Consider the following 11,670-nt stretch of genomic DNA (forward strand, 5'->3'; position numbering starts at 1 on the left):
TCCCAGCACCCGCTCCACTTCGCCGATAATCTACATTATGTCAAGTAACGGGCGTGGGGCTCTCCCCGTCACCGGCCGGCCACATCCCCACACCACTACTCCCCGACAGGTAGACACTCAGCGTCGCAGCATCAGCAGCGCGTATGCGGCCACCGTCGAATCGTCGGTGATGGTTCCGTTCACCACCATCTCCTCGACCTGTTTCCGGGCGAACCATTCGTGTCGCATGTCCTTCGGTCGAGCCGGCGATCGAACATTCTGGACAGCTCCCCCGTTCGGCTGAAAACTTTGCCGCAGCTGCGGGATTCGCTCGTTGCCCCGAGGTCAGGTCCGGCCCGTTGGGGAAGATTCGAGGCCGTCGCGCAGGAGGTCGAAGGCGTGGTTGGTGGCGCGGACCGCTTCCGGGTAGCGGTCTGTTGCGGACTCGCCGGCAACGAGGCTTCGATGATTCATCAGGGCCAGTTCGCGCTGCACCACGGTCACCTGGGCTGCGATGAGGCGCGCGGTCAGTGGATCGTAACCGCTCTCGCGCAGCGCATCGTCCAGCGTGTCCACTCCCCGTGCGGCGTAGCGCATCAGCCTTGCCGCCAACGTTTCGGTGCCGGAGACCAGTTGCAGGAAGGCCATGATCTCGGGGTCGTCGTTCAGGCCGGAGTTCGGATCGCGCCGCTGCAACGCGTCCAGTTGCGCTTCGCGCAGTGCCTCCAGCGGCGGTTGCCCGGCCGGCCGTGCCTGGACCGTTCTGGCGGCTTCATCCTCGTGGTCGGCGAACCGTTGCAGGACAAGGTCTTCCTTGGTCGGGAAGTAGGCGAACAGGGTCCGCCGGGAGACCTCCGCCGCCCGCGCGATGTCGGTGATCGAGACCTGGTCGAATCCTGCTTCGAGGAACATGCGGATCGCCGTGGCCGCGATCGTCTCGCGCAGGCGCATCTTCTTTCGTTCCCGCAGTCCCATCGGTTCGATCATGGACTCACACTAGCGCATTAGTAGATCGAGTGTATTCTTGCACTCAGTCTACTTTGGAGGATGTCGTGCGAACCGAAGTCATCGTGGTAGGAGCGGGCCCGACCGGTCTGATGCTGGCCACCGAGCTCACCCTTGCCGGAATATCGGTTGTCGTGCTGGAAAAACAGCACACGCGCAGCATCCAGTCCCGAGCAGGCGCCCTACAACCACGCACCGCAGAGGTACTCGACCTGCGTGGATTGCTGGAGCCACTGCTCGACCGTGCGCTCCCCCGAGGCGAGTTCGGGGGGCATTTCGCCGGGCTCCCGGTCGAATTGGACTGTCGGACCTGGCAGACCCGCCACCCCTACCCGGTCGCCGTCCCGCAGGCTCGGCTCGAAGCTTTCCTCGAACAGCGGCTCGTGGATCGGGGTGTGCCGGTGCTGCGCGGATCCGAAGTGTCCGCCATCGAACAGGATTCCGACGGCGTCACGGCCGCGGGCGTGCGCGGTAGCTACCTCGTGGCCTGCGACGGCGGGCACAGCATGATCCGCAAGCTGCTGGGTGTCGCGTTCCCCGGCACCGCGGGCACGACCTCTTCGGTGGTCGCGGATCTGACCCTCGCGACCCGATCCGCGACGGTCCCCAGCACCTCCGAACATTTCAGCCGGTACATCAAGCACGCGGGCGGATTCTTCAGCATCCTGCACCCCCTCGACGGTGAGCTGTACCGGATGATCTTCGGTAAGCTCGCTGCGGAAGGACCCGGCCGTGAAATGCCGGTCACCACCGCCGAAGTCGAGGAAGTGCTGCAGGCGGTGTACGGGCCCGAGACGCAACTCGGTGAGCTGCGCGCAGCATCCCGATTCAGCGACGCCACCCGCCAGGTCGAGCACTATCGCGAGGGACGAGTGCTCTTCGCCGGAGACGCGGCCCACATCCACTTGCCGATCGGAGGCCAGGGCGTGAACCTCGGTATCCAGGATGCGGTGAATCTCGGCTGGAAACTCGCCGCGACGATTCACGGCTGGGCGCCCGAGGGGTTGCTCGACAGCTACCACACCGAGCGTCACCCCGTCGCCGCGCGGGTACTGCGCACAACCCGCGCTCAGGGCGTGATCATGAATCCGAATCAGGACGAGGATCTCGCTACGGTCCGCGACCTCGTCACAGACATGCTTCGGCTCCCCGACACCAACCACTTCGTCTCAGGCATGATGGCGGGCCTGGACATCCGATATCGGGGGCTCGGTCCCCGCATGATCGACCTCGATGTGAACACTGCGCACGGCCCGACCCGCGTCAGCCGGCTGATGCACTGCGGCCGCGGCCTGCTGTTGTGTTTCGACGACACGCCACGGTCGATCGATCGTTGGGCCGACCGGGTCGACCAAGTCGTCGCCGATCCGGCCGACCGCGACGGCGATGCCGCCACCGTCCTGATTCGGCCCGACGGCTACATCGCCTGGTCTGCGCTCGATGCCGAACCACTCGAAACCGCACTGACCCGATGGTTCGGCTGAGCAGCAGCTCAGGCGTGGACGACGGTTTACCCACCGGCCGAGCCCGTCTCGGTACAGCCGACAACCGGGTGATTCGGCGACCAGACGATAATCCTACTTCTTCTGAGAATGCAGCCCGTCGAGCAGGAGCGTAACCGCACCGTGTGGCGACTCTGCTACGACTCCGGCGTCCACCGGGTTGCCGTCGACGTCCGAGATCGTCCATCCGCCAAGGGAAATGACCGGCACGCCACCACGACGGTTGACCAAGGCAAGTTCGGACAGGGTGCCGAACGACCCGCCGACGACGATGACCGCATCTGCGGACCACACGAGGATCGCATTGCGCGCCTCCCCCATGTTCGTATAGAGCACTGCCGACAGCCCGTCACAGATCCGCGTCGGATCGGTGTCCGGGCGTATGCCGATGACGAGTCCGCCGGCCTTCGACGCGCCTTCGGCGACCGCGGCCATGACCCCTGTGCCACCACCGCACAGCACCGTCGCGCCCGCTTCTGCGAGTAGTCTGCCGACCTCGCGTGCGTTGGCTGTGTCAGCTTCTGTGCACTGGCGGGGTCCGCATACTGCGACCTGAATCGGTAGGGGCACGTCATTCCTTACGAGCGGTGTAGGTGGTGAACATAGTGATGCGTTCGCTGAGTTCGAGGGTTGTTCGAGCACGTGCCCCTGTTACCGACGACATCGCGTCGGCCGTCTTGACGACGCGTTCGACGATGGGTGTGGTGCGGAGTTCGACCGGTAGAGACAACACCCGGTTCACGCGGGCCTCGGCGGCTTCGATGTCGCCGAGGCCCAGATGAGCTTGTGCGCCGTCGAGTTCTGCTGCGGCGATGAATTCTGGCGGGGAGCTCGGGGTGAAGATATCGAGGGCTTCCTCGCAATGTTGCAGGGCCAGCTGAAAATGCTGGCGCCCGGCCAACGAGAGGTGGACTTCGGCGGCGTAGTAGTGGGCTTTTCCAGGATCGAATGACATCACTCCGGTGCCGGCAGCGTTCGGCTGTCGACGGCCCATTGCGTCCATCGCGGCGTCGAGCGCTGCCAGCGCGGCCCGCTCGTCTCCCCGGGCCGCCTGGGCTCTCGCCAACTGGCTTGCCAATCGCAGCTGCGTCGAGGCGTCGGTCATGGTGGCAAGACCGATTTCGGCGTACCTCGCTGCTAGTGGGTAGTCCCCCGCCCAGTAGGCCACATTCGCTTGCACCCAGCGAACATAGGCCCGGAGGTGCTGATCCTCGGCGTAGTCGGCGGCAAACCAGGCGGTGCGGGCATGGGTGTCGGCATCGTACGGTCGGCCCAGGTCCGCGCAGGCGTGAGCGATGAGTGCGCACACTTGGCCGGCGATCAAGTACAGGTCGGCGATGAATCGTGGGCGCTGCCGGGCGTCGAGCAGATCGAATACCTCGCGCCGCAACGCGTTCAGCCGGGGAACCAATTCGAACGGTGGTTTGACCAGGTAATCGGCGGCCAGCGCGGATACGTCGGCGCGCAACTGCTCGAGGACGTTCTCGTCGACACCACCCGCGCCACGCTTGGTCCAGCGTGCGGAATCATCAGTGGACATTGCTATCTCCTGTGTCAGCTTCTCCAACTCGCTCAACACGGGCTCCGGCGTGTGTGCTGTTTCCGGAGGTGCCGTAAGTGCCTCGAAACCAAGTCTCCACACCAGACGGGCTACCCGCTGCGATGCCGGCCGCGCGTCAGCCTTTCCCGACATCCACCGGCGAAGTTGGCGATCAGATAGGGTTGCGGATTCTCCCTCCAGCCGAGCGGTCTCGTTGAAACGGTCGCACCACTCGGGCACCGTCCGATCGCTCTGGCGAATCAGCAGCTCGAGCACAGTGCGTGCATCGTGGTTCATTGCGTCCCCTCACGCAGATTTACGGGTCAACCAACGGTATCCCGTGCCCGCCACCGCTACTGCCCAGTGAACCGCTCGGTTCCGGGATAAGTCCGGGCAATGGCATGGAAATGGCCAGTTGCAGACATTGTTACGTCAGCCCGCTCGAGGTGAAGCTGATCACAGCACCAGTCGGTGAGCGGGGGACGCCGTTGAACTCCGCACCGACCTCGGATTGATCAGACCCACCCCGCCCCAGAGGAAGTGACTGTTCCGATGCTGAATGTTCCATTGCGCGAGGAGATCACTCATGACTGTGCGACAGATCCGATCGGCTTCGCCACCTCGACCGAGGCGTACGCAATGCTCCGACTACACGACGCTCACGGCCCCCGATGCAGGCGATTCCTTGCTGCCCACGCCTATGTCTCAGCGGGTTTGGACGACTGAGTGTGAGCGGGGACGGGACCGGCCTCGACATGCAGGTTCACGTGACCGTCGAGTTTCCCACCCACCCGCCGATGCACTTTCGCGCCGAAAAATCCGCCGCCCACAACTTTCTCGCCGAGATGGCGCGCTCGCACACCCGTGTCGTGGTCCAAGTGGACGCGGCGGTATCAGCGCGGATGCGTTTGCTGCCGTGCCACCGACTTTTCGAGGACCCATGACGATCAACGACGCATCTCCCCTGCCGCGGCGTACGCCCGCGACGACGCCGATCCCGGCACCGAAGAGTCCGGTCGAGCCGATCGCCGACCCGGCCCTTATTCGCCGTGTGCGCGATGGGCTCATGAACGAGCAGCCGGACTCAGGTGGGTGTAGCTCCCGATACGAGGGCGACGCGCGAGCCGGCCGACTGCTCCCCTATCCGACAACTGACTTCATCGAGAGGAAGACTGTTCATGACTGATATCGAAACTATCTGCGCTGCAAGCGACATCAAAGGGTTCATCGGGCCCGGCGGCCTCGACCGAGACAGCACCCGCAGACTGTTGGGGCAGGTGATCGATGTCGGGCTTGCGTTCAAGTACCGGCGGCGGTTCATGCTCCCTCGCGATGGTGTCACGCTCGATTCGATCGCGGTCGATGCCCTGCCGTGGGCGGGTTGCGATCTGGGTGAGGTGCTGTCACAGCTGGAGAGCAGGTATCTCCCGACAATGCCGAACTTCGCGTCGCCGATGTTCGCCGGCTTTCCGGATGCGGGTAACAATCTTGCCGCGGTGGCGGGGGCCGTTCTCGGTGAGTTGATCGACGTGAACCTCATCAACGCGGATTTCTGCTCTCGTGGGGCGACGGAGATGGAGATTGCGCTCATACGGTGGCTGCGCGAGCTTGTGGGCTTCGAAGTACCTCCACGGCCACCCAGGACGGCGTCGGAGGTCGGCGGAATCCCGACCACGGGAGGCACCGGCGCGAACTTCGGGGCCGTGCTCATGGCCCGCGAGCGCGCCTTCCCCGGTTGCCGGGAGGTCGGACTGCCCTCGTGCGCCAGACCAGTGATCGTGCTTCCCGAGGGGATCGGGCACTATACGATCGCCGCAGCCGCGGCCTGGGCCGGGCTCGGAAACACTGCCGTCGCACATCATGCGGTGCGGGACTATCGTTACGACCTCATCGAACTGGACCGACGACTGCACGATGCTCGTGCGGCCGGTCAGCAGGTGATCATGGCGGTCTGTTACGCCGGGGACAGTCGGACTATGGCGATCGAGAACCTGTCAGAATTCGCTGAGGTCGTGCGCCGCCACTACCCGGATGCCTGGTTGCACTGCGACGGTTGCCACGGGACGAGCCTACTGTTCTCCGATCGGCATCGATCCCGGTTGGACGGACTCGAGTGCTTCGACTCGGTGATGCTCGATCCGCACAAGGTGTTGAGCGTGCCTTACACCAATTCCTTCCTGCTGCTGCGTTCGCCCCGTGATGCGCAGCTGGTCGCGACGGAGTCCGAACTCATTCTGCGGCAGGCACGTTCGTTCGGGCAGATCACGCCGGCGACCGGTAGCCGGTCGTTTCAGAGTCTTCGGACGTGGATGCTGCTGAAGTCCCTCGGCGTCGAGGGAGTTGGGCGCATGATCGAAGCACGTATCGACGCCGCGAATCGCTTTGCCCACCTGGTCGACGAGCATCCGGGGTTCGTTCGGCTCAATGACGTCAGCATCAATTCGGTGGCTTTCACAGTGGTCCCGCCAGGTGCGCGAATTCCGTTCGACGTCGAGACCGCGGGCCGCTCGGCCGCGCTCACGACGCGCGCATACGAGCGGATGCTCGCTGACGGTGCGATGTATCTGCACAGTTTCGTTTTGCCGGACTCGGGAAACCGGCTCGGTCTCGGTCGTGATCACTCGCATCCTGTGCTGCGGTTCATGTCCGGTAACAGCCTGATCAGGGAGAAGGATCTGGCTGCCCTGCTCGATGCCACGGTGGACTACATCGGTGACGGGAGGGTCGGGTGAGGAACGCCAATCATCGGGCCTGTACCGAGGCACTGGATGCGATGCGGTGCGCCGCGCTGGAGGTGTTGCCGGCGCATTGCCCTCGCGCGGTGGTGATCTACGGGTCCTTCGGGCGGATGCGACAGAAGGCGTCATCGGATGTAGATGTGCTGGTGATAGGCGAGTACAGCACTCGTGCACTGCGACGGTTGACCGATGCCATTATCGCCTACAGCCGCGAGCGGGGCCTCGCGCTCGACGAGGAGGTGCCTTACGCCAACAAGGTCCTGGTCGACTGGGAGGAGTTGGAAAGCGCTGGGTCCTGCTCGGTGTTCTCCGGCAGCCCGCGCCTGGTTCCGGTCCGTCGGCATCCGGATTTCCTCGCATCGAAGTACATGCGGGCGAGGCTGTTCGTCACCGGCGTTCTGGCGCAGAGAACTCTGGCGTGGAGCGAGGACGTTACCCGTCTGGAAGCGGTTCGCGCCCGCGCCCAGGCAGGGCTGGTGTTGGCTGCGGTCGATGATCTGCGAGCGCTCGAGGTGGAGGTCGACGAGGACGCTGTGGTCGAATACCTGATGGGACAGGGGGTCTCCAGCGACGATTGGCTCGGCTTCGAGCCGGACCCGGCGACCTTGCGACACGTGCAGGCGTTCGTAGAACGCACGCTGCGAGCCAACCTGCTGACGTCCACGCCGAGGGGTGGGACCGATGAGTAGGATCGGCCCGTCCGTCGGCGTGGTCAGCACGTCGGCACCGCACATCGAGCCGAGGGGAAACGTCACGATGCCGAGGCATCTCATCACCAGCGCCCTGCCCTACATCAACGGAGTCAAGCATCTGGGCAATCTGGTGGGTTCGATGCTTCCGGCCGACGTGTACGCCCGATATATGCGCGCGCGGGGGCATGAAGTCCTGTTCGTCTGTGCGACAGACGAACACGGCACCCCCGCAGAACTTGCCGCCGCCGCAGCCGGGGTGAATGTCGCCGACTTCTGTGCCCAGGCACACGCGACTCAAAAGGCGATCTATGACGGATTCGGTTTGTCGTTCGACGTCTTCGGCCGGACCTCCTCGCCGCAGAATGTGGAGATCACACAGCATTTCGCCCGCAAGCTGTTCGACAACGGGTTTATCGAAGAACGCCCGGTCACTCAGGTGTACTCCGCTGCCGACGGCCGGTTCTTGCCCGACCGCTATGTCACCGGCACCTGCCCGCACTGCGGTTATGAGCGTGCCCGCGGTGACCAGTGTGAGAACTGCACACGCCTGCTGGACCCGACCGATCTGCTCGATCCTCGTTCGGCGATCAGTGGCTCCGCCGATCTCGAGGTGCGTGAGACGAGCCATCTGTTCCTGTTGCAGTCCAAGCTTCAACCCGAGGTCGAGGAGTGGATCGACCGCGTTGGCAGTCGATGGCCGCAGTTGGCGTCGTCTATTGCCCGTAAGTGGCTCGCTGAAGGTCTGCGCGATCGTGCGATCACTCGTGATCTCGACTGGGGTGTGCCGGTTCCGGCTGACACGTGGCTTGATCTGGCTGCGGCCGGAAAGGTCTTCTACGTCTGGTTCGACGCCCCGATCGGTTACCTGGCCGCCACCAAGGAATGGTCCGACGCCGATCCGAGCCGTTCGGACTGGAAGAGCTGGTGGTACGACGCCGGCGACGTTCACTACACGGAGTTCATGGGCAAAGACAACGTCCCCTTCCATACCGTCATGTTCCCCGCCACCGAGTTGGGGGTCCGTGAGCCCTGGAAGATGGTCGACTACATCAAGTCCTTCAGTTGGCTGAACTACTACGGCGGCAAATTCTCCACCTCCGAGCACCGGGGAATCTTCACCGACGACGCATTGAACATGCTGCCTGCCGACTACTGGCGCTACTTCATGATCAGCAACGCACCCGAATCGGACGACGTCAGCTTCACTTGGGAACTGTTCGCCACCCAAACCAATAAGGATCTCGCCGACGTCCTCGGGAACTTCGTCAACAGGGTGCTGACCTTCTGCGCCAAGAAGTTCGGCGACACCCTGCCTGCGGGGTCGTCTCCCGGTCCAGCAGAACAAGACCTCGGCCGGCGGCTCGCACAGTTGCTCGCCGAATACGAACACCACCTCGACGAGATAGAACTACGCAAGGCCACCGCCACCTTGCGCGCGATGTGGAGCCTGGCCAACGAGTACATCAATGACAAAGCCCCCTGGTCCCAGATAAAAGCAGATCCCGACGCCGCTGCACTCACGCTGCGGACCGCCGCCAACCTGATCTTTCTGTTCGGGATAATCTCCGAACCGATCATCCCGAGTACCGCTGCGACGCTTCGTAATCTGTGGCAGCAACCCGCGGTTGGTCTCGATGGCATCGGCTGGCCGGAGCAGCACGATATCGAAGCCCTGGCCTGGTTGCCGCCGGGAACTGAATTTGCCGTACCACCCGTGTTGTTCGCGAAGATCACCGACGACCAGGTGTCGTCATGGCGCGAGCAGTTCGGCTCCGACCAGGCGCGGTAGGGCACCCACCTCGTGCGTTCACCGCTTCGTGGCCAGTACTGTCGCAAGCCCTTGCTGCAGGTCCTCGACGAAATATTCGGGGGCTTCCAGTGACGGGAAGTGTCCCCCGTGCTCGGGTTCGCTCCAGTGGACGATCCGCCGGTACCGTTGCTGCGCCCACGGGCGGGGGCATTTCTCGACGTCGCGGGGGTAGGCGGTGATTGCCGCCGGAACGTCCACTCGCAGTTCGGGATCGAGGGCGTTGTGACTTTCGTGGTAAATGCGCGCTGCGGACGCGCCGGTCCGGGTCAGCCAGTACAGGGTGACGTTGTCGAGGATACGGTCCACCGAGATCGTCTCGAACGGGCTGTCTTCGGTGTCGCTCCACTCGGCGAACTTGTCGAGGATCCAGGCGAGCAACCCGACCGGTGAATCGACGAGTGAGTAGCCGATGGTCTGTGGCCGCGTCGCCTGCTGTTTCGCATACGCCGCGCGGTGGCGCCAGAAGTCGCGGGTTTCGGCGACCCATGCCCGCTCGGTCGCTGTGAGACCGTCTGTGCTCAGTCCGGGTGGTCCTTCGACGAAGGTGGTGTGGATGCCGAGGACCTGCGCCGGGAATCTGCCGCCGAGCACCGTGGTGATGTTGCCGCCCCAGTCTCCGCCGTGGGCGGCGAACCGGTCGTAGCCGAGTCTGTACATCAGTTCCACCCATGCGGCCGCGATCTTTTCGGTGCCCCACCCGGTGGTGGCCGGTTTGTCGCTGTAGCCGAAGCCCGGTAGCGACGGCACCACGACGTGGAATGCCGGCGCGTCGGCCCGTTTCGGGTCTGTCAGTTCATCCATGACGTCGATGAACCGGACGACGCTGTCCGGCCAGCCGTGCGTCAAGAGCAGCGGAGTGGCGTCTGCGCGCGCGGATCGGCGGTGCAGGAAGTGGATGCCGAGATCGTCGATGGTGGTGCGGTATTGGCCGATCCGGTCGAGGCGTTGTTCGAAGGCCCGCCAGTCGTATTCGGTGCGCCAGTAGTTCACGACTTCGACGAGGTCGGTGAGCGGAACACCCTGTCCCCATCGGCGGGAGCCGCGCTCGGTGCGGTCGAGGGTCTCGGCCTCGGGTAGCCGAGCCGCGGCCAGTCGGGCACGTAGCTCGTCGAGTTCGGCGTCGGGTGCGTGGGTTTCGAAGGTGTGTATCCCGGCGGAGGTGGGTTCCGGATCGAAGTTGCCGAGTGCAGTCATGGGATCTCCTGGTTTCGCGGCACCGGCCACTGCGGATCGAGAACCGGCTATGACGGTTCTAACATGGCTGTGGGACGACCGGCAACCAGCTATGGTGGTTCCATGGCTGGTGAGTTTCCCGAATTCCGCCTCGGTAGCGTGCTGGCGACGAGCTTCACGGCGACATTGACGGAGCGTTGCGGCGACCCCGTGGAGCGCATTCCCACGCCGCAGCGATGCGTCGACTGGCTGGCCGTGAACGGTCTCGCGGTGCCGTCGTGCACCGCCGCCCAGCTCGAACTGGCTCGTGAGTTGCGGGAGTCGGTTCACCTCGCCGCGACAGCGGCCGCGGTCCACGACGCTCCCCCGGCGTCCGCGGTCGACGTCATCAACGACTGCAGCATCCGGGGTGGGGCCGCGGCCGTCCTGACCTCCGACGGCAATCGTGAATGGCGGCTCGGCTCGACGACCGGTGTGGACGATGCGTTGGGTGTGATCGCCGGGGACGCGATCAGCATCCTGTCCGGCGAGCGTGACGGCAGGTTGGCGTTGTGCGCGTCGCCGACCTGCCGGGCGGCGTTCTTCGACACCAGCCGCAGCCGCACCCGCAGATGGTGTGAGATGAATACGTGCGGGAACCGCCAGAAGAAGGCACGCTTCCACGCCAATCAACGCCAGGCCACCGGCTCGGCGCCATGAGATCGGTTATGTGAACAGCAGCAGTGGTTCCCGGCCGGATATCGGCTACTCCCCTATTTCTTCTTCGACCGCAGTCCGTCGAGCAGCAGGGTCAGCCCGCCGCCGAGCAGCCACGTGTCCTTGGCGAGCGCCAGCCCGTCTTCGGTGGGTTTCGGGGAGCCTTCTTCGTGCATGCCGGGCGTTTTCCAGTACAGCGCCGTCAGTCCCCCACCGAATGCGGTGAGCGCGGCACCTGCGATCACCGGCGGGACGAGTGGGGTGAGCAGGACCGCGCCGATGGAGATTTCGGCGGTCGACAGTGCCTTGCCGAAGGTGGCCGGCTCCCATTTCTGCACGAACGGGAAGACCTGCGCCGCGGCGCCCTGCAGGGATTGTGCGGCTTCTTCGGGGAGGCGGCGTTTGCCCAGCCCGGAGTTGAGGATGAAGGCCCCGGTCGCGGCGCGCAGCGGGAGGTGGTGAATTCGCACGGTGTGTCTCCTATCGGTCCGGGTCGGGCGAGCGGCGGATCGGGTCCGGCGGAGGCGTACCCGCT

At 64.6% G+C, this 11,670-nt stretch carries 10 protein-coding genes; 5 read left to right on the forward strand and 5 right to left on the reverse strand.

The genetic code is table 11. The annotated features are described in order from the left end of the window. Positions 1–324 precede the first annotated feature (324 nt). Entirely contained in the window at positions 325–966 is a 642-nt protein-coding gene (locus NV2_RS09760; protein ID WP_067871253.1) for a TetR family transcriptional regulator, read from the reverse strand. A gap of 65 nt (positions 967–1,031) precedes the next feature. On the opposite strand from NV2_RS09760, the gene NV2_RS09765 reads away from it, so the two are divergent. Then, positions 1,032–2,468 (forward strand): FAD-dependent monooxygenase, encoded by a 1,437-nt coding sequence (locus NV2_RS09765; protein ID WP_067871406.1) that lies wholly within the window; start codon positions 1,032–1,034, stop codon positions 2,466–2,468. A 93-nt stretch (positions 2,469–2,561) separates the two neighbouring features. Here NV2_RS09765 and NV2_RS09770 read toward each other — a convergent pair whose 3' ends face one another. Together NV2_RS09770 and NV2_RS09775 are read right to left on the reverse strand one after the other, a co-directional pair. Beyond that, the gene (locus tag NV2_RS09770) at positions 2,562–3,128 is read right to left on the reverse strand and encodes an SLOG cluster 4 domain-containing protein (protein ID WP_307613380.1); all 567 of its coding nucleotides are present in this window, start codon (positions 3,126–3,128) and stop codon (positions 2,562–2,564) included. Continuing rightward, a complete protein-coding gene (locus tag NV2_RS09775) occupies positions 3,058–4,323 on the reverse strand; it encodes an NsdA family TPR-like regulatory protein (protein ID WP_507763252.1) in 1,266 nt (421 codons plus the stop codon). The genes NV2_RS09770 and NV2_RS09775 overlap by 71 nt, the downstream gene beginning before the upstream one ends. An 881-nt stretch (positions 4,324–5,204) precedes the next feature. On the opposite strand from NV2_RS09775, the gene NV2_RS09785 reads away from it, so the two are divergent. The 3 genes from NV2_RS09785 (at position 5,205) to metG (ending at position 9,245) form a co-directional block, all read left to right on the forward strand. After that, positions 5,205–6,758 carry a pyridoxal phosphate-dependent decarboxylase family protein gene (locus NV2_RS09785; RefSeq protein ID WP_067871256.1) on the forward strand — a complete coding sequence of 518 codons (1,554 nt, stop codon included), beginning with the start codon at positions 5,205–5,207 and terminating at the stop codon, positions 6,756–6,758. Beyond that, the gene (locus tag NV2_RS09790; RefSeq protein ID WP_067871257.1) at positions 6,755–7,453 is read left to right on the forward strand and encodes a nucleotidyltransferase family protein; all 699 of its coding nucleotides are present in this window, start codon (positions 6,755–6,757) and stop codon (positions 7,451–7,453) included. Before NV2_RS09785 ends, NV2_RS09790 begins: the two co-directional genes overlap by 4 nt. A gap of 67 nt (positions 7,454–7,520) precedes the next feature. Then, positions 7,521–9,245, forward strand: a complete 1,725-nt coding sequence (metG, locus tag NV2_RS09795) for a methionine--tRNA ligase (protein ID WP_067871408.1) — start codon at positions 7,521–7,523, stop codon at positions 9,243–9,245. An 18-nt stretch (positions 9,246–9,263) separates the two neighbouring features. On the opposite strand, the gene NV2_RS09800 is transcribed toward metG, so the two are convergent. After that, a complete protein-coding gene (locus tag NV2_RS09800; RefSeq protein WP_067871258.1) occupies positions 9,264–10,460 on the reverse strand; it encodes an epoxide hydrolase family protein in 1,197 nt (398 codons plus the stop codon). A 102-nt stretch (positions 10,461–10,562) separates the two neighbouring features. On the opposite strand from NV2_RS09800, the gene NV2_RS09805 reads away from it, so the two are divergent. Then, positions 10,563–11,138 carry a CGNR zinc finger domain-containing protein gene (locus NV2_RS09805; protein WP_067871259.1) on the forward strand — a complete coding sequence of 192 codons (576 nt, stop codon included), beginning with the start codon at positions 10,563–10,565 and terminating at the stop codon, positions 11,136–11,138. A gap of 53 nt (positions 11,139–11,191) precedes the next feature. On the opposite strand, the gene NV2_RS09810 is transcribed toward NV2_RS09805, so the two are convergent. Next, positions 11,192–11,605, reverse strand: a complete 414-nt coding sequence (locus tag NV2_RS09810) for a hypothetical protein (RefSeq protein WP_067871260.1) — start codon at positions 11,603–11,605, stop codon at positions 11,192–11,194. Positions 11,606–11,670 lie beyond the last annotated feature (65 nt).

This window comes from Nocardia vermiculata NBRC 100427, assembly GCF_001613265.1.
Lineage (GTDB): Bacteria > Actinomycetota > Actinomycetes > Mycobacteriales > Mycobacteriaceae > Nocardia > Nocardia vermiculata.